The organism is Magnetovibrio sp. PR-2 (assembly GCF_036689815.1).
GTDB lineage: Bacteria > Pseudomonadota > Alphaproteobacteria > Rhodospirillales > Magnetovibrionaceae > Magnetovibrio.
In genome coordinates this window covers 38,162-56,277 of record NZ_JBAHUR010000001.1, presented here as the reverse complement: position 1 = coordinate 56,277, position 18,116 = coordinate 38,162, and the positions used below count along the sequence as shown (strand labels likewise).

The window sequence follows — 18,116 nt, the reverse complement described above, 5'->3', positions numbered from 1 at the left end:
AAGGGCAACTGGATGAAATCGGTGTGAAATACGTACTATTCGTTGCGCAGGTGACCGCTGGCCTTTTGGCCGAGCGCGCGCCACGTGCCGAAAAAGCCCATCAAAAGGGTGAGCAAGATAGCGCCAAACACGGTGATGAGGGCGTCTTGGGGGATAAACGACCACTTCATGCCCATGATTTGTACAATCACGGCCCAGCTGATCAACGTGCCGACGCCAGCCCCAACAATTCCCGTAAACAGACCCAAAAGACCATATTCCAACAAAAAAGCGCCCATGATCTGGCGTCGTGTGGCGCCTAAGACTTTAAAAACGACGCTGTCGTAGATTCTGCGCGTGCGTGCTGCGGCGATGGTGCCGCCTAAAACAATGATGCCGGCCAAGACCGTGACCGATGCCGTGCCGGTAACCGCCGTGCCGATGCCGGCAATCAAACGGTTGGCGGCGGCTAAGGCGTCGCGCACACGAATGGCGGAGATGTTGGCGAAGTTGTCGGCGACGACGCGTTCGATGTCGGGCTCAGCGGCTTCGGTGGCTTTAATCGCAGCAATATGGGTGTGAGGCGCGCCTTCGAGTGTTCCGGGAGCAAAGATAATGGCAAAGTCAAACCGCAGTGTGCGCCAATCGATCTTGCGCAGTGATGTGATCTCGGCCGTGATTTCTCGGCCCAAGACATTGACGCTTAAGGTGTCCCCAACGCCGACACCGAAGCCCTTGGCGACATTTGCGTCCATGGAAATGAGTGGAGGGCCTTGGTAATCTTGTGGCCACCATTCACCGGCCACGAACGCGGTGCCTTCAGTGGGGGTTTGCGCATAAGACAGGGCGCGGTCGCCGCGCACGGCCCAGCGCACATTTTGCGCCACGTCCACTTGATCCACAGGAACGCCGTCGATTTTGACGATGCGCCCCCGCAAAGACGGTTTGCGCAACAAATCGTGGGTGCCGTCAAGGTCCGTTAGCACTTGATCGAAGTCAGCGACTTGGTGAGGTTGAATGTCGATGAAAAAATAGGCGGGGGCCTGATCGGGGATGGAGTCTTGAACTTGTTTGGAGATGTTGCTTTGGATTAACGCCACGCCGACCAGAACTGACAGTCCAACGCCCAAGGCTTGCACCACGGACGGTGTCGACGTGCCTGGGCGATGCAGGTTGGCAAGCACCAGGCGTATGACGGCACTGTTTGAGGCCGGGATTTTGCGCGCGAGTTGCATCACGAACAAGGCCCCTAAGTGCAGCAAAAACACCGTTGCCATGCTGACGGCGACGAACCAGTAGGCAAAGTTTTGTTCTTGGGACCAAAAGACCACCAGCGCGCCAAGTCCCAGTGCGCCTAGGGCAACAGCCAGGGCATAGCGCAACTGTGGGCGTTGGGTCAGCGGTGCGACATTAGTGCGAAACAAATTGGCCGCCGGTGTTTCTTGGGCTTGGGCCAAGGGCCACAGCGTAAAGGTTAGCGACACCAGCAGACCGAACACAGCGGCCTTTAAGAGAGCTTCGGGGTACAGACCAACTTGTGGAGCGACGGGGAGGTGGTCTTTGACCAGCTCAATTCCCGCGATGGGCAGGAGCGCCCCCAGACTCAACCCCAAACCTATGGCGATCAGGGTAATGGCGGAGATCTGAAGAAGATAAGCTTGGAACACCAATGCGCTGGGCGCGCCGAGACATTTGAGCGTGGCGATGGTGGTGGTTTTGGTGTCGAGGTAGCTTTTGACGGCACTTAAAACCCCGATGCCGCCAACCAACAACGCGGTCAGGCCTGCAAAGGTTAAAAACAAGGTCAGCCGATCGATGAACCTCTGTAGCCCGGGTGCCGCGTTGCCCGGGCCATGGATGCGCCAGCTGGCATCTGGATAAGCAGCTTTTAGTTCTGCAGTGAAGCCCTCTGCGGTTTGGCCCGGTTGCACCATAATGCGCTGGCGATAGCGGATTTGACTGCCCGGTTGGATCAGGCCGGTTTCTTCCAGTGAAGCACTGGAGACCATAAACCGAGGGCCAAAATTGACGATAGACGCAACCCGATCGGGCTCGCGGGTGATGGTACCGCGCAGTTCATACGTGGTTTGGCCGACACGGATCGTATCGCCCAATTGGACGTCCAATTTGATCAACAAACCGCGATCGATCACCGCGCCCCAAAGCCCACCCCGTTGTGCCAGCTGGTCTTGTAAGGGGTGGGGGGGCTCTAAGCCGACCTGGTCAACCAAAGGGTACGCGCTGTCAACGCCTTTGAGTTCCACAAGTGCGCGTGTGCCCGACGCCCCGCTTCCGGTTTGCGCCATGGCCTTCATTTCAATGGTCGATGATTGCGCCGAACTGTTCTGTGTGAGGTAGTCCAGTTCATCCGGTGATAGTTTCACATGGCGCTGAGAGATGTCGATATCGCCGCCCAACAAAATCCGGGCGTCTTTATAAAGGCCCGAGGTGACCGCTTGGGAAAGGGAACCGACAGCCGCAATGGCGCCGACGCCCAAGGTGAGGCAGATCAAAAAAACCCGAAAGCCCGTCAATCCCGTTCGCATCTCTCGTTGGGCGATGCGCCAAGCTAGGGCGAAGTTGGATTTTGGTGAATGTGCTCCCATGGATTTAAGACGAGACCCCCGCTTGAGCATCGTTGACGATCTCGCCGTCCAACATGGTGAGGATGCGCGAGCATTGTTCCGCCAAAACCGGGGCATGGGTGATCAATACCAACGTGGTATTTTTGCGTTTGTGCAAATCGAACAACAGCTCCATCACGGTTTCGCCAGTTTTGCCGTCCAGGTTTCCCGTTGGTTCGTCCGCCAACAACAAGGTCGGTTCCGTGACAAAAGCACGGGCCAAAGCGACCCGTTGCTGTTCACCACCCGACAATTGGCCGGGGTAGTGTTCAAGGCGATGGGACAGACCCACAGCGTCCAGCTGATCCCGCGCCGCTTCAAAGGCGTGCTTGCGCCCCGCGAATTCGAGGGGCAGGGCGACGTTTTCCAACGCCGTCATGGTTGGCACCAGATGGAAGTTTTGAAAGACAATACCCGTGTGTTCGCGCCGAAACAGCGCCAATTGGTCTTCGCTGAGATTGGTGATGTCGTTCCCAGCGACTTGGATTTGGCCCGCGCTGGCGCGTTCCAGTCCGGCGATCACCATCAGCAAGGATGTTTTTCCGGACCCGCTAGGCCCGACTAAACCGATGGTTTCACCGCGTGCGATGTCGAGATTTATTCCACGCAAGATATTGACCTCGCCCGCATCACTGTTAAGTCTCAAGTGAACGTCATTTAAATGAATGGCAGATGACGATGTGGTTTGCATATCGGGCATAGGACAGCCTTGTGATGAATTTGAGTACTATTTTGCGCGGTTTCTTTAGCTTTAGGGGATATGGCCCGCTGAGCAAGCTTGTCAATATATGTCTCGTGTGTGCGGCTATTGTGTTAACACCGCACGGTGTACAGGCCGGTGAAGCGGAAAAAGCCAAGGTGGTCTTGGCATTGGGCGACAGTCTCACCGCAGGTTATGGATTAGATCAAAAAGACGCGTTTCCGGTGCAATTGCAAGCGGCTTTGCAGGCTGACGGTCATAATGTCGTGGTGATCAACGGTGGCGTTTCCGGTGACACCTCCGCAGGTGGGCGTTCGCGGCTGGAATGGTTGTTAGCAACACCGGTTGACGGCGTGATTGTGGAACTGGGCGCGAACGATGGACTGAGAGGCCTAGATCCTGCGCAAACGCGGGAAAACCTTGACTGGATCGTCGCCACGCTGAAAACACGTAACATCCCGGTTCTGTTGACGGGTATGGTGGCACCCCCAAACTTAGGGGAAGATTATGGCCGTGAGTTTAATTCCATCTATCCAGATCTGGCGCAAAAGCATGGCGTCGCCCTCGATGCGTTTTTTCTGGAAAATGTTGCCGCTCTGCCCCAATTGAACCAAAAAGACGGGATTCACCCCAATGCGAAGGGTGTGGAAATAATTGTTAAACGCATAAAAAATAAAATCATATCTGTTATCAAGTAACTCTTTGTGCTTGATAATTAGTATTTCTATATTTGAATATATAAGGATTTATGATGAAGTACAGTGCATTGGGAAAAACCGGCCTCGATGTGAGCCGTATTTGTTTGGGAACCATGACGTGGGGGCGTCAAAACACCCAAGATGACGCTTTCGAGCAAATGGATTACGCCCTAGCCCAAGGGGTGAATTTCTTTGATACGGCGGAGCTGTACAGTGTTCCACCCACCGCTGAAACCTATGGGGCGACGGAAACCATCATTGGCAACTGGCTCAAAGCCCGTGGCGGTCGGGACAAGGTGGTTTTGGCGACAAAAATCGCGTGTAAAAATGCGAACGGTCAAAACCCGCCGGTCGATTATATGCGTCCGGGTTCTATGAGACTGGATAAAGCCAATATTTCCAAAGCAATAGACGAAAGCTTGCGCCGTCTACAAACGGATTACATCGATCTTTATCAAATCCACTGGCCGGAACGTCCCGCCAACTTTTTTGGGCGTTTGAACTACGAGCACAGCGATCAGGCCGATTGGACGCCGCTGGAAGAAACGTTGTCAGCGCTCTCCGACGCGCACAAAGCCGGGAAAATTCGCGCCGTCGGCGTGTCGAACGAGACCCCTTGGGGCGTGATGAAATACGTTGAGCTGTCTGAACGCCTCGGGTTGCCCCGGGTGGCTTCGGTACAAAATCCATACAATCTGCTTAACCGGACTTATGAAGTCGGGCTGGCTGAAGTGTCAGTCCGCGAACAATGCGGTCTGTTGGCGTACTCACCTTTGGCGTTTGGCGTGCTCAGCGGTAAATACTTGCGCGGCGCGCGGCCTGAAGGTGCTCGGCTAACCTTATTTCCTTATTTTGACCGTTATTTAAGAGACTTATGTGCATCTGCAGTTGAGTCTTACGCTGCTGTTAGCCAGAAGTTTGATCTTAATTTAGCGACCATGGCATTGGCTTTCATCAACCGTCAGCCGTTCTTGACCTCAAACATCGTTGGCGCGACGACGATGGAGCAGCTGAAAGAAAACATCGCTTCAATCGACGTTGAGTTGAGTGATGAGATCCTGGCGGAAATTGAAGTCGTTCATACGGCCATCCCCAACCCAGCACCGTAAGCGCTTTTGTGAAAGGGAGCGGCGCACATGATACGGCTCTTTGTCGGGATTCAAATACCCGAGAACGCATCTAATCAGTTGATTTTAATACAAAATGGTCTGCCTGAGGCCCGTTGGGTCGCGCCAGATAACATGCACATCACTTTGCGATTTATTGGCGAAGTCGATGAAAATGTGGCTGAAGACCTTGCTAAAGCTCTGGAGGTCGTGCGTGTCCAGCCCTATGCATTGTCCCTTGTGGGCGTTGGGACCTTTGGCCGTCCGCCGCATTCCCTTTGGGCGGGAGTGAAGGATCACCCCCAGGGGACGTTGACAGACCTTCACCGCACCATTGACGGTGTATTGATTCGGGCAGGATTAGAGCCGGAACACCGAAAATATCAGCCACATGTCACCTTGGCGCGGTTTCGCCGCGGTGCTGTATCGCAATTTCGCTTCGCGGACTATCTAGAGGCGCATGCTGATCTAAAGGTAGAAACCTTTGAAGGGCTGGGTTTTACCTTGTTTGAGAGTGTCATTACACATCGTGGACCTATGTATAACCCGTTGATTAAATATCATAATTAAGTTTACTAAATAAGAACAGTGCGGTTTCTAAATAGCTTTAAATGGTTGTGTGATAAGTGTGTTGAAGAGTTCAAAAAGAAGTACCTACTTATAAGTCAATATATGGTTTTTCACTCGAAGTTGAAAATTCCAATAATAAATATTTTATTTGAATTTAATCATAAGCAATTGATATATTTGTAAAATTAAGAGACTTATTAAAAGTAGGTGCGTAATTCGTTCATTGTTGCAAATACGTCCTCAGCTCCGGCGCTGATCAAGGCCTCGCGACTTTCTTGAGTGCAATGACTGCCGCCCGTAAATCCCAAAACAGTCATTCCGGCAGCCACACCACCTTGAACGCCTGGCGCTGCGTCTTCAATAACGACGGATTGCGCGGGCGTCGCCCCCATTTTGGAGGCAGCAAGTTCAAACAAATCAGGAGCGGGCTTGCCATGGGTGACTTGCGTTGCGCTAAAGAGCTTGTCGTCGAAGAGGTCGAGCAATTGCGTGATGGTCAGTGAGTGGCGTATTTTTTCCGGCGTGCCGCTGGAGGCCACACAGATGGGGATCTGCTGGGATTTTAGGGTCTCTATGACGTCGCGGACGCCGGCGATGGGCAGCAGTTCACGGGTGAAGGCGTCGATGTCGCGCAGGCGGAGCTGTTCAACAAAGTCCTCAGGTAAAGTCATGTCCCAATCCCGGCGGACATGTTCGCCGACGGATTTGATCGACATACCGGTAAACGTCGCACGGCACTCGGCCGCCGACGTGTCTCTTCCCAGTTCGGTGAGGTAAGCGGCCAGTTGACGCGATGCGATCATCTCGCTGTCGACCAAGACGCCGTCACAGTCAAAAATCACCAATTGGGGAGGCATCAAAATCCAAACTTTCGCAGAGTACGTTCAACCGAGCCGACATAAGAGCCGCCAAACAAGCGGACATGAACCAATAGCGGATAGAGGTTGTAAATGTCCAAACGTTCTTCGAAAAATCCCGGCTCGATAGCGCGTAGCTTTTGATATTCATCGAAAAAAGGCCGCCCAAACGTAGAAAATAGGGTGGTAAAGGCAAGCTCGATTTCTGCATGCCCGAAATAAATGGCCGGGTCGATAAAACCGGTGATGCGGTGTTGTGCGCTCAACACATTTCCTGACCACATATCGCCGTGGAGCAAGCTGGGGCTCGGCGGCTCAAGAATCCAACGATCCAAGTTTTCACAAAATTGGCTTAAGCGGTTTAGCAGTAGCGTCGGCATACGCCCGACGCGCTCTGCGTCGCGCCCCATAGACATGAGGCGCTGATCGCGGAAAAAATCGACCCATGATGGGGTCCAAGGGTTGGGTTGGTGCAGTCCGCCAATGACCGTGTCAAAATCAAAGCCAAAGCCGTCGTCAGTCGAAATATCGTGGAGCTTGGCGACATGGTGCGCTGCGTCGTCTTGAACGCGCGCGCTAAGCCCGCCCCCGGTGTTGAGATATTCCATCACCAGAGCCCCGTCCGTTCTGGCGAGGACGTCGGGGACCGGCAAGTGAGAATGCGTACGCAAATAAATCAGCATGTCCCCTTCGACATGAATGCCTTGGGCTTCGTCTGTGCCTTCGGGGGCGGATTTGATCACCACAGTGCGCCCGTCTGACAACTCCGCCCGGTTGACATCGCCGACACACCCGCCAGAAAGGGGCTGAAGCTCGTCAATTTCGGCCCCCACCAAATGGGACAATCGGGCGTGTCGGTTGGCGCTCACCGGGGCTCCTCTTTTGCGGAGTGTTAGGAGAGGTGATTGGTCCGAATATCGGCAAGTAAACCCTGTGCGGCTTTCTCAATCATGTCATATACTTTGTTGAAACCACCGTCATAATAAGGATCAGGGACTTCGCGACGATCCACGTTCGGCGCAAAGTCTAAGAACATGGCGAGACGCTCTTCACTGCCCAAAGGACAGATGGACATGAGGTTGTCGTGGTTGGAGCGGTCCATGGCCAAGACATAGTCGAAGGTTTGAAAATCCTGTGGCCGCGCTTGGCGGCCGCGCAGGGCACTGATGTCAATGCCGCGCCGTTGGGCTTCGGCTTGTGCGCGGCGGTCGGGTTGTTCGCCGACGTGATAGGCGTGTGTTCCCGCACTGTCGATGGTGATCTGATCGGCCAAACCTTCGCGTTCAACCAGATCGCGAAAAACGCCTTCGGCGGTGGGGGATCGGCAAATGTTGCCAAGACATACAAAAAGGACGTTGACCACGTTTGTTCTCCTGGGGACGGGCTCTGACGGCAGGAATTATCCGGGTGCGCCAGGGCACTCACAACCCTCGAAGGTGTAGGTGCAGGTTGATTATTTTGAGGTCAATGCGTGGATAACAAAAGCTGATCAAAGGCGTACAGATCATTACCCGAAATTGTGCGTTCGATTAAGAGTATGTAATTGTTACCAATTTCAGAATAATCTTTGAGATATTGGGCCAGATCCGGGCCCAGCACGGGTGCGTTTCCAGCGCGCAGGTGTGCGCGGCGTTGACGCAAGGCTGAATAGGCGCGGTGCGTATTTAGAGTGCGCATATAGGAGCGCACAGACAGCTGAGCCGTGTCGAAACTCTTGACCTTAAATCCACTCGCGCGCTTCGGCGTCAGCCCAGGTGCGTCTGGGTCAAATGTGCGTTCGCCAAAATAGGCATTGCCGTCTTGAGCAAACCGCGACGTGCCCCAAGCCGATTCAATGGCGGCTTGCGCCAAAACCAAAGAAACCGGCAGCGTGTCAACTCTGGAAAGCAAACTATCCTTAGATGTAGTTTTCGGCTTTAGGCCATAGGCGAGCCCCAGCGCATTGAGTTGTGCCGGGGCAATCGTGGTCGTCAAAAGCTGCCGGCGTTGTGTGGATATGCGGTCGTTTTCGGCGACAATGAGCGGCAAAAGCTTGGCCATGAAAAGAGTCTTGCGCTCATCTGTTGTGACTCCATCACCCTTTGGGATTTGAACCGCGTAGGGCAGGGGGTGAATGCGCCCCTGTGCGCGTGCGTGATCCAAAACAGACCGTGCATCTGCGATTTGCATCGCCAATTGCGGCGGAGCGGGCGGGGCTAAGACCGTCCACACAAGACCAGCTATGACCAACAGAGCCGCAACTGCGGCGAGGGCTAAGACATAGGGATTGTGCAGGGCCAAACGCATGATGTGTTCCGGGACGGTGGACGAGTGTTGGAAGAGCGCGCATCATGGCGCAATCATGGATGATCTCAAAGCCCTTCTTGGAGAAATTCGCGCGTGTCGGACCTGTGCCAAGGACCTGCCTTTAGGGGCAAATCCCGTTGTGCGTGCAGGGGTTGGCGCAAAGGTCTTGATCATCGGTCAAGCACCGGGAACCAAAGTGCACAAAACGTCCATACCGTGGAATGATGCCTCCGGTGATCGGTTGCGGGATTGGTTGAATGTCGATCGAGAATCCTTTTACGATTCAAACAAGTTCGCCATTATGCCCATGGGTTTTTGTTATCCCGGCCGCGTACCAAACGGCGGCGATAACCCGCCGCGCCCGGAATGCGCGCCGCTATGGCATGACCGCTTAAAAGCCGTCTTGCCCAATATTGAATTGACCTTGCTGATCGGGATGTATGCGCAAAAAGTATACCTGGGAGATGCGCGGAAAAGAACCATGACGCAAACGGTGCGTGTGGCCAAGAGTACGCCCCATCGATTTTCCCCCTGCCACACCCCAGTTGGCGAAATACGTCTTGGATGAAAAAGAATGTGTGGTTTGAGCGCGAGAGACTACCCAAATTACGTCAAACAATTAAAGAATTAAAAAACAAAAGATAAGACAAAAGAAGGTTTAAATTCAGTAATTTAGTATTGAAAAATAAGATAAAATCATATAGTTTGCCTTATTATTGGGTTGAAAAAGACAGCCGTTTTGCGCTGGCGGTTTTGTCGTTGGGGATTTAAATGCTTGATGTTGATTATAAAAATCGGCTGATCCTGGACAATGCGTGGTGGACAACTGGCGCCATAGACATTGCTGTGAAGCGTGTGGCGCGCCGGGCTTTTGTTCAGCCATTTACCCAACGTGTGCGCGCTGGCGGTGGATTGGCTGCCGTTTTGGCTGGACCGGGCCGGTCTGGTAAATCCGTCTTAATCAAGCAGGTGATCAATCTGCTGATGGATCTTGGGGTTCCCCCCGAACAACTCATATATCTCCGTTTGGACAATCCGGCTTTTGCGAACCATCCTTTGATCGAATTGTTGGACCAGGCTTTCGAAGCCGCGGGCGTCGGCGAAGGCGGTGCAGGCGCCTATGTCTTCTTGGACGACATGCACAATGTGCCCGAATGGGAAAAACGATTAGACGAACTGGCGCGCGCCCGTCCGACTTGCCGCATCACTGCGGTCAGCGCATTGATGCCGGCCGAAGACACGCTCATCCCGACGCCAGAGGGTAAAAAACGCAAAGCGCCCGGACCGTTCAGCCATGCGGTGCTGCCGCCCGTGTTGTTTGTCGAATATCTGCACATCAAACGTATCCGGGACAAACTCTTTGATGCTCAAGGCCGTTTGACGGATCTGGATGCTTTGAACAATCACTTTGTCGATTACGTCAATGCGGGCGGTTTTCCGGAGGTCGCGTTTGCGGTTGGCGATCAGCGCACCAATTCGGTGGATGTGGCGTCGAAGATTTTGCACTGCGACTTGGCCGGGCTCAGCGGCATTGCCGACCAACGCGAGGTGGCAAAACTGATGACCCGCTTGGCGCTGGAATCGGGCATTGAAACCAGCATCGAAAATCTCTCACGCGATATGAGCGTTGCCAAAAACACACTGCGAAAGTATTTAGAGTTTTTGGAAGATTCCTATCTGATCAAACGCATCTGGCGGGTTGATGGGGAATCCAAGCGGTTTCAACGTCAAACGCGGTTCAAGGTGTATCTGACCTCACCGGCGTTACGTGCAGGCTTAGCCGGCCCCGTCGCCATCGGTGATGAGGCCATGGCACGTCTGGCGGAAACGGCGGTGATTTCTCAATTTATGCACTCGCCGACATTCCAGCGTTTGTTCTATGCCTTTTGGAAAAAAGGGCGCAAACACAAACACGTGGCTTTGGTCGAGATGCCGGCGAAGGGTAATACGCCTGTCAAATGTCTAGAGATCGACTGGAGCAACAAAGCGATGTCCAAGCCGAGCAAAGTTTTGGGCGACATGTTGGAATTTTTGGATGAAAACCAACCCACAACACCGTCAAAGGCGCTCACGCGCAACATGTCGGGCAAGCGCGTCATCGGCGACCATGAAATTGGCTTTATGCCTGTGTCCCTGTGGTGTTACGCGGTGGGCCAAGTCTTGCTCACGGGATCGGTCAACCCAAAAAAGTAATTTTATCAAATATATAAAACACTTCAGAACATAGAATAATCTTATTCTAACATTGACGAATTAAGATCAACTGATGTGCGGATATAAAAAAAGGGGCTCTGATGAACCCCTTTTTGATGTTTTCTGGCAAGGTCTAAATGCCCAACTTAGAGCCTAGACGCAAACGCAAGGCATTGAGGCGAATAAAGCCCTCAGCATCACGTTGATCATAAACCGTGTCTTCTTCGAAGGTCACAATATCTTCGTCGTAGAGGGAATAGGGCGATTTGCGACCGGTGATGATGGTGTTGCCTTTATAGAGCTTCATGCGCACCGAGCCGCTCACGCGTTCGTTGGCTTTGTCGATGGCGACTTGCAGCATTTCACGCTCGGCGGCGAACCAGAAGCCGTTATAGATAAGCTCGGCATAACGCGGCATCAGCTCGTCTTTCAAGTGAGCCGCACCGCGGTCCATTGTCAGGCTTTCCATGGCGCGGCGCGCATGCAACAGAACCGTGCCGCCCGGGGTTTCGTAGACACCACGTGATTTCATGCCGACAAAGCGGTTTTCGACAATATCGATGGCGCCGATACCGTTGGCACCACCCAGCTCATTGAGTTTGGTGAGCAAGGTAGCCGGGCTCATTTTTTCGCCGTTGATGGCCACCGGATCGCCTTTTTCAAAATCGATGGTGATTTCGGTGGGCTGATCCGGTGCGTCCATGGGCGTGACCATGCGGGTCAAGATCAGGTCATAGTCTGGTTCTTGCCATGGGTCTTCGAGGATTTTGCCTTCGGACGAAATGTGCAAAAGGTTGGCGTCTTGAGAAAATGGGCTTTCGCCGCGTTTGTCTTTGGGCACCGGAATTTGATGGGCTTCGGCGTAGTTGATCAAATCGGTGCGCGAGGCTAGGTCCCATTCGCGCCAGGGCGCAATGATTTTGATGTCGGGTTTGCACGCGTAATAACCCAACTCAAAGCGGACTTGGTCGTTGCCTTTGCCCGTCGCACCGTGGGACACGGCATCGGCACCAACTTCGTTTGCGATTTCGATTTGGCGTTTGGCGATCAGTGGGCGGGCGATCGATGTGCCCAGCAAATAGGTGCCTTCGTACAAGGCATTGCCGCGGAACATGGGGAAGACATAATCACGCACAAATTCTTCGCGCAGATCTTCGATATAGATCTCTTTGATTCCCATCATTTCGGCTTTTTCGCGCGCGGGTTCCAGTTCTTCGCCTTGACCTAAGTCGGCGGTGAACGTCACGACTTCGCAGTTATAGGTTTCTTGCAGCCAGCGCAGAATGATGGAGGTATCCAAACCGCCGCTGTAAGCCAAAACGACCTTTTTGATATCGCCCGACATGATGGGTGTCCTCTGTATTAAGTTTGGGGAGGGGAACGGTGTGTCCCTTTAGGCGCACTATACGCATATCTAAGCGGTGGGCAAGATCAAGCGTCAAGCCAGGCTTCAAAATCCGATTGCATGGCGCTGTAAGGGCGATAGCCCAATGTCAGGACGGCATACTGACCGTCTTCAGCGCAAACCACGGCAGGGAAGCCTTGGATGCCAAATTCGCGCGTGCGTCGATAGTCGTTGAGCACGGTTTGGCGCATGTCAGGGGTGTCAAAGTCTTGAAGAAAGAGAGATTTGTCCATGCCACAGGCTTCAGCCAGACGCGCAAGCACGGTTGCATCTGTGATGTCTAGGTTGTCGGCATAAAAGGCGCGTTGCAGGGCTTCGTACATGACGAGAGCACAACCGGGCGCGTGTGTGCGCACCGTGACCAAGGCCCGTGCACTCGGTTCTGTGTCGTAGACGAAGGTCTCGTCGTCAAAGCGGGCAAAATCGAACGGTTGGCCTGTGCGCGATTGCACGTCTTGCCAATGCTGTCGGATGTAGGCCCGCATCTGTGCATCCCAGGGCTGGGTCGTGCCGGGCCGCAATCCGCCCATGAAGGTGTGAAGGGTGGCACGGCCTTGAGTTTGTTCGGCGAGCTGGTTCAGTTCTGGAGCAAAGCCCCAACACCACGAACACATGGGGTCGCCAAAAAACAGGACGTGTTTGCCTTGTGCGAAGTCATCACCTTGAGCAGTGTGGGTTTCGGGGGCTTGGGTGTCGATCGAGCAACTGTCCGTCATGTGTCGTCCTTACAAGAGCGCCTCTTCTCAAAACGTCGACGAAGGCCTAGGGCCCCGGGTGGTGCGCAAACGTTTGAGAAGAGGGCCGGGGGGACCGGCGTCTGCTCATGGAAACTTTTACGCTGCCGAACTGACGCGCGGCTCCCACGCATCTTTAGCGAATTGTGGGTCAAGTGGCGTTTCGGCGATGTGGTTCATATAATTGGATATGGTCTTTGTGGCGACGCCAAGCAACACATCTAGAATTTGGGCTTGCGTATAGCCTGCAGCCAGAAAATCATGCACGTCGTCGTGGTTGAGTTGGCCGCGTTTGTTGACCACTTTAACCGCGAAGTCGGAAAGGGCTGCCAGTTTGGGGTCCAATAGGGGTTGGCTGTTACGAACGGCGTTGAGGCTATCTTCGTCCAGTCCCGCCATGCGGCCCGCCATGGTATGGGCCGCAACGCAATACTGACAGCCGTTTTCACGCGAAACAGTTAAAAACAAAAGTTGTTGTTCAGCCAGACTAAACGCCGTTTCACCCAACAGCCCGTAGGTCTGGGCATAACCCTGGGTCGCCGCCGGAGAACTGGACAAAATGCCGATGAGATTGGGGACAAACCCAAATCGTTCGACATAAGCGTCCATAACGGCGTGAGAGCCCTGGGGCGCGGTTTCTCTGGTGTTGAGGGGGAATAGGGACATCAGTGCCGCTCCGTTTTTGAATGTTTGTTCAAATATTAAAAGCATCATGCCGCGCTAAAGTCATGTGGGTCAAGCTATTTTTAAACGCTCGTTCAAAATGAAGGGAGGCAAAAGGGCTTAAGGCTACATTTTAAGGGCAAATTAGGGGGGTTGAAGATTGGTTGTTGACTGAATGTTCAATAAAGGGATGGGGGATCACTGGGAAAAGCCAGCCCATCCGTGTCCGTTTGGGGGTTTGTAGGCTTTTCAATGGCGCTGGGATCGCCCAAGACAGACAGCGCATGGCTGACGACGTCTTGCAGCATAGCCGTATCGCACTGCGCACTGGCCATGACGTTCATGCCATTGGCGGTCGTCACGAAAAAACGCGCTAAGCTTTCGGCGGATGTGGCGGCAGAAATGTGGCCGCTCGCTTGCCCCCGCCGGATAACGGTGGAAAACATGTTTTCTAAGTCTTTTAAGGTCTGATCAACCAAAGATGTCATGGTGGGATCACAGCCATAAAGCCCAGCAGCTGTGTTGGTGAGCAGGCAACCTTTGTGATCTGGATCGGACTTGGCGCGATCGACCAAAGCCATCAAAAAATCTTCAATCCATTGGCGCGGCGGGGCCGTGTCCACCTTCGTCGCCAGCTGTGCGGCGGGGGATTGGTTGCGATAGCGTTTAAGGACTTCGGCAAACAGATCGGCCTTGTCACCGAATGAATTGTAGAGGCTGCCGCGATTGAGACCCGTGGCATCGACCAAGTCTTGCACAGACGTGTTGTCGTAGCCCTTTTGCCAAAACACATCCATGGCTTGGTCCAAAACGTCGTTCGTATTGAATTTTTGTGGTCGGGCCATGGGGCACCTAGTCAGTATGTTCTCTGAAAACAGAATACGCCATTTTAAAACGAACGTACAAAAATAATCTCATAAGCGTTAGGCCGTCGCCGTGGCGCGTTTGGCTTGTAAGTCTTTAAGCTTTTGATTTTCGCTGGCCGATTTGAGCTGACCACAGGCCGCCATGATGTCGCGCCCGCGGGGTTGGCGGATCGGTGCGGAGTAGCCTAAGTCATTCAAAATCCGAGAAAACTTGTGACAGGCATTGTTGGACGACGTTTCGTACTTGCTGCCCGGCCAAGGGTTAAACGGGATCAGGTTAAACTTCGCAGGGATTTTATATGTATTCATCAACTGGGCCAGGAGGCGGGCATCGTCTTCGGAATCGTTGACGTCTTTGAGCATCACATATTCCATGGTGATGCGGCGCGAATTGCGTGCACCGGGATAAGCGGCGCAGGCCTTCAACAGGGTGTCTAGGGGATACTTTTTGTTAATCGGCACCAATGTATTGCGCAGCTCATCGCGGGCCGCATGTAGGCTGATGGCGAGGTCCACATCGATCTCATCACCGCAGCGCTTGATTTCCGGCACAATACCAGACGTCGACAACGTGATGCGGCGGCGTGAAATGGATAGGCCTTCGTTGTCTTTGATAATGTCCAAGGCATCACGCACGTTGTCGAAGTTCATCAACGGCTCACCCATGCCCATCATCACAATGTTGGTGATTTTGCGCCGGTCATTGTCGGACGGCCATTCGTCGTTGCTGTCGCGTGCTACCATCAACTGCCCAACAATTTCAGCCGCGGTGAGATTGCGCACCATGCGCTGCGTGCCTGTATTGCAGAAATCACAATTGAGCGTGCAGCCCACCTGGGAGGAGACACAAAGGGCCCCACGGCCCTCTTCGGGGATAAAGACGGCTTCGACTTCATTGCCATCACTGAGCCGAAAGAGCCATTTTTGTGTGGTGTCTGTGCTGACCAAGTGCTCAACGATTTCGGGGCGGATGAGGCAATACGCCTGTTCAAGCTTGTCGCGCATGGCCTTGGACAGATTGCTCATGGAAGCAAAATCTTTCGCCCCACGGATGTAGAGCCAGTTCCACACCTGTTTGGAGCGAAACGGTTTTTCGCCGATGGCAACCATGGCCTGGGCCAGCTGATCGCGGGTCATGCCGATCAAATTGGGCTTGGTGTCAGATAAGAATGGTGTGTGCGTGTCTGTCATGATGGCCCTCATATAAGGGCTTTTGCGCAAAACCGCAAAGATTCTTAGCGCACGCCGCAGGCTTTGTTGAGCGCGTTATTAACAGCCGTGAAGCCCTTCAGCGAATAGGTGTCTGTGGTTTGCGTGCCACGCGAAGACGTGCCTTTGACCACCAATGAATTTCCGCCGCGCATGGCTTTGATGATGGCCTTGTCCGCCGCACTGTCGTAAGACCAAGCGTATTCACCTTGGCCAAACAGCTTAAACGTGGTTTTGCCGTCGATGATTGCGCTGGCTTGGCTGCCGTCTTTGAGGGGGTAGCCCTGTTGAAAGCCAACTTCACCAATGCGCTTTTCACTGGGGCGGTGGGTGATAATGGCTAAGATGGTGCCGCGTTTTTTGTACTTGCCCTTATCGGTGTGGGGCGAAGCCGACATAACACACACGGGTTTGCCATTTTCCATTTCTTGAATGGCTTGCCAATCCCCACGTTCCAAGAGGACCTCAGCGCTGGCAAGGGCCGGTGCGAGGCACAGGGAACAGAAAACCGTTAGTGGAATGTGTTTGCGAATCATGGTGATAGTGTACGCGCTCAGGCTCGATGGGCAAGTCTTGACGCGAAAAGGAACGGAAAAATGACGACCCCCAATCCCGTATTGATCGAAGCCACGCGCGGCGGTTTTGTCGAATGCCGGTATCGCGGTGCTTGTGCCGTCGTGAATGTTAAAGGCGAAATTTTGCAGTCGTGGGGGGATGTGGGCCAAAATGTCTTTCCGCGGTCTTCATTAAAGCCCTTGCAAGCCATACCGCTGATCGAAACCGGCGCGGCGGATGCCTTTAACGTGAGCGCGCAAGAAATTGCTCTGGCTTGTGCCTCTCATAATTCAGAACACGATCATGTTCGCCATGTGCAGGCGTGGTTGGCGCGGGTGGGGCTTGGTGTGGACGATCTTGAATGTGGACACTGTGAAGCGATTACGCTGGATGTCACCAAGTCCATGGCGCGCGATGGCGAAGATTTCACCCGGGCGCACAACAATTGTTCGGGTAAACATGCAGGGTTCTTGACCACGGCGCTTCATTTGGGTGAAGACACCAAAAATTACATCAAGCCCGATCACCCGGTGCAACAACGCATCACAAGGACGGTTGAAGAAATGACCGGTTCGGACCTGTCCAGGGTTCCGCAGAGCGCGGATGGCTGCGGTATCCCTGTCTTTGCGTTTCCTCTGTCGGCCTTAGCACAGGGTATGGCGTCTATGATCGCCCCATCGGTTGGCGGGGCGGAGCGCATGGCGAGCACGCATCGTGTGTTGTCCGCCATGGCCGCCCATCCGCATTTGGTGGCGGGAACCGGGCGGTTCGATACCCGCGTGATGGAAACGACAAAAGGTGAAATCTTGGTCAAAGGCGGTGCGGACGGTGTGCACATCGCCATGGTGCCTGGTGCAGGGCTCGCCATTGCCTTGAAAATTGACGACGGCACCATTCGGGCTTCTGAGCAAGCGATGGGTTTTGTGCTGGATCAGTTGGGGCTGTTGAGCGGAGAGGCGCGTGACGGCGTGGCCGATCTGATCGAAAAGCCTATTCTCAACACCATTGACGAACGCGTCGGCGAGCTGCGCGGGAGCGAAGCGTTTATGCTTAAGCGCTAAAGCCTTTGGGATCGAAGCCGGGACCGACGGGGGGGTCGGTTTTAAACTTGTCCATTTGTCGCAAAACGGGCCCGCCATGTTGATGGTCCGATTTGGGCTGTACAGGACCGCCTGCGCGCACGGGACGTTCGGCAAATTTGCCCATGGACAGCGAACGGTCGTACATCACCAAAGCGGCGGCAACGGATACGTTAATGCAAAAGCTGGTGGGGATTTTGACGATGAATTCGCACTTTTCCACCATTTCCGGTGACAAAGAGCCGCGTTCGGGGCCCAAAACATAGGCGCATTTGCTGGGGTGGCGAAAGCTGGGCAATTCAACCGAATCTTCGGTCAGCTCCACACCGACTAAGCGGCAGTCTTGGGGCAGCAGCATGTCGTCAAGCTTAGGAAAACCGTAAAACGGCAGATGCTCAAGAGAATTCGAAGTGTCTGCCAAACTGCCTTCGCCGCGTTCATAGTTGGCGTTGACGGTGAACACAAAACTGGCGCCAAAGGCATGGGCGGTACGAAAAATCGCCCCTGCGTTCATGGATTTGGAAATACCTTCAACGCCGACGCCGAAGTAGCCTCTCATGGTGATGCCTCAACTCAATGTTTGATTTGGGCG

At 53.8% G+C, this 18,116-nt stretch carries 20 protein-coding genes; 7 read left to right on the top strand and 13 right to left on the bottom strand.

Annotated elements, in window-relative coordinates:
* Positions 1-35 precede the first annotated feature (35 nt).
* Together V5T82_RS00300 and V5T82_RS00295 are read right to left on the bottom strand one after the other, a co-directional pair.
* Positions 36-2,585 (bottom strand): ABC transporter permease, encoded by a 2,550-nt coding sequence (locus V5T82_RS00300; protein WP_332893576.1) that lies wholly within the window; start codon positions 2,583-2,585, stop codon positions 36-38.
* Positions 2,586-2,589: 4 nt separating this feature from the next.
* On the bottom strand, positions 2,590-3,303 hold the full coding sequence (locus V5T82_RS00295; protein ID WP_332893575.1) for an ABC transporter ATP-binding protein: 714 nt from the start codon (positions 3,301-3,303) through the stop codon (positions 2,590-2,592).
* 110 nt (positions 3,304-3,413) lie between these two features.
* On the opposite strand from V5T82_RS00295, the gene V5T82_RS00290 reads away from it, so the two are divergent.
* Genes V5T82_RS00290 through thpR form a run of 3 tightly spaced genes read left to right on the top strand, consistent with a single transcriptional unit; the run spans position 3,414 to position 5,677 of the window.
* Entirely contained in the window at positions 3,414-4,001 is a 588-nt protein-coding gene (locus V5T82_RS00290; RefSeq protein WP_332893574.1) for an arylesterase, read from the top strand.
* Between the two features lie 50 nt (positions 4,002-4,051).
* A complete protein-coding gene (locus tag V5T82_RS00285) occupies positions 4,052-5,110 on the top strand; it encodes an NADP(H)-dependent aldo-keto reductase (RefSeq protein WP_442917023.1) in 1,059 nt (352 codons plus the stop codon).
* Positions 5,111-5,137: 27 nt separating this feature from the next.
* Positions 5,138-5,677: an RNA 2',3'-cyclic phosphodiesterase gene (thpR, locus tag V5T82_RS00280; protein WP_332893573.1), complete on the top strand. Its 540-nt coding sequence runs from the start codon at positions 5,138-5,140 to the stop codon at positions 5,675-5,677.
* A 197-nt stretch (positions 5,678-5,874) separates the two neighbouring features.
* Here thpR and V5T82_RS00275 read toward each other — a convergent pair whose 3' ends face one another.
* The 4 genes from V5T82_RS00275 to V5T82_RS00260 all read right to left on the bottom strand — a co-directional run bounded on the left by V5T82_RS00275 (position 5,875) and on the right by V5T82_RS00260 (position 8,820).
* On the bottom strand, positions 5,875-6,534 hold the full coding sequence (locus V5T82_RS00275; protein ID WP_332893572.1) for an HAD family hydrolase: 660 nt from the start codon (positions 6,532-6,534) through the stop codon (positions 5,875-5,877).
* Positions 6,534-7,403: a fructosamine kinase family protein gene (locus V5T82_RS00270; RefSeq protein WP_332893571.1), complete on the bottom strand. Its 870-nt coding sequence runs from the start codon at positions 7,401-7,403 to the stop codon at positions 6,534-6,536. Before V5T82_RS00270 ends, V5T82_RS00275 begins: the two co-directional genes overlap by 1 nt.
* Before the next feature lie 23 nt (positions 7,404-7,426).
* Entirely contained in the window at positions 7,427-7,897 is a 471-nt protein-coding gene (locus V5T82_RS00265; protein WP_332893570.1) for a low molecular weight protein-tyrosine-phosphatase, read from the bottom strand.
* Between the two features lie 101 nt (positions 7,898-7,998).
* Positions 7,999-8,820 (bottom strand): glucosaminidase domain-containing protein, encoded by an 822-nt coding sequence (locus V5T82_RS00260; protein ID WP_332893569.1) that lies wholly within the window; start codon positions 8,818-8,820, stop codon positions 7,999-8,001.
* Between V5T82_RS00260 and V5T82_RS00255 the strand changes: the two genes are divergently transcribed.
* From V5T82_RS00255 to V5T82_RS00250, 3 genes are all read left to right on the top strand, one after another.
* Entirely contained in the window at positions 8,819-9,388 is a 570-nt protein-coding gene (locus tag V5T82_RS00255) for a uracil-DNA glycosylase family protein (protein ID WP_503629695.1), read from the top strand. The genes V5T82_RS00260 and V5T82_RS00255 overlap by 2 nt on opposite strands.
* The gene (locus V5T82_RS18180; RefSeq protein WP_442917125.1) at positions 9,343-9,465 is read left to right on the top strand and encodes a uracil-DNA glycosylase family protein; all 123 of its coding nucleotides are present in this window, start codon (positions 9,343-9,345) and stop codon (positions 9,463-9,465) included. Before V5T82_RS00255 ends, V5T82_RS18180 begins: the two co-directional genes overlap by 46 nt.
* A gap of 126 nt (positions 9,466-9,591) precedes the next feature.
* Positions 9,592-11,013 carry an ATP-binding protein gene (locus V5T82_RS00250; protein WP_332893567.1) on the top strand — a complete coding sequence of 474 codons (1,422 nt, stop codon included), beginning with the start codon at positions 9,592-9,594 and terminating at the stop codon, positions 11,011-11,013.
* A 133-nt stretch (positions 11,014-11,146) separates the two neighbouring features.
* On the opposite strand, the gene V5T82_RS00245 is transcribed toward V5T82_RS00250, so the two are convergent.
* The 6 genes from V5T82_RS00245 to V5T82_RS00220 form a co-directional block, all read right to left on the bottom strand.
* Positions 11,147-12,358 carry an argininosuccinate synthase gene (locus V5T82_RS00245; protein ID WP_332893566.1) on the bottom strand — a complete coding sequence of 404 codons (1,212 nt, stop codon included), beginning with the start codon at positions 12,356-12,358 and terminating at the stop codon, positions 11,147-11,149.
* Between the two features lie 86 nt (positions 12,359-12,444).
* Positions 12,445-13,134 (bottom strand): DsbA family protein, encoded by a 690-nt coding sequence (locus tag V5T82_RS00240; protein WP_332893565.1) that lies wholly within the window; start codon positions 13,132-13,134, stop codon positions 12,445-12,447.
* Positions 13,135-13,251: 117 nt separating this feature from the next.
* On the bottom strand, positions 13,252-13,818 hold the full coding sequence (locus V5T82_RS00235) for a carboxymuconolactone decarboxylase family protein (protein WP_332893564.1): 567 nt from the start codon (positions 13,816-13,818) through the stop codon (positions 13,252-13,254).
* Positions 13,819-13,994: 176 nt separating this feature from the next.
* Positions 13,995-14,660 (bottom strand): TetR/AcrR family transcriptional regulator, encoded by a 666-nt coding sequence (locus tag V5T82_RS00230; RefSeq protein WP_332893563.1) that lies wholly within the window; start codon positions 14,658-14,660, stop codon positions 13,995-13,997.
* Between the two features lie 78 nt (positions 14,661-14,738).
* Entirely contained in the window at positions 14,739-15,872 is a 1,134-nt protein-coding gene (rlmN, locus tag V5T82_RS00225; RefSeq protein WP_332893562.1) for a dual-specificity RNA methyltransferase RlmN, read from the bottom strand.
* Between the two features lie 44 nt (positions 15,873-15,916).
* The gene (locus V5T82_RS00220) at positions 15,917-16,426 is read right to left on the bottom strand and encodes an invasion associated locus B family protein (protein WP_332893561.1); all 510 of its coding nucleotides are present in this window, start codon (positions 16,424-16,426) and stop codon (positions 15,917-15,919) included.
* A gap of 60 nt (positions 16,427-16,486) precedes the next feature.
* Here V5T82_RS00220 and V5T82_RS00215 point away from each other — a divergent pair, with 60 nt between their 5' ends.
* Positions 16,487-17,506 carry an asparaginase gene (locus tag V5T82_RS00215; protein WP_332893560.1) on the top strand — a complete coding sequence of 340 codons (1,020 nt, stop codon included), beginning with the start codon at positions 16,487-16,489 and terminating at the stop codon, positions 17,504-17,506.
* Here V5T82_RS00215 and V5T82_RS00210 read toward each other — a convergent pair.
* On the bottom strand, positions 17,496-18,083 hold the full coding sequence (locus V5T82_RS00210; RefSeq protein ID WP_332893559.1) for an RNA methyltransferase: 588 nt from the start codon (positions 18,081-18,083) through the stop codon (positions 17,496-17,498). The two genes, V5T82_RS00215 and V5T82_RS00210, sit on opposite strands and share 11 nt — an antisense overlap.
* Between the last annotated feature and the right edge of the window lie 33 nt (positions 18,084-18,116).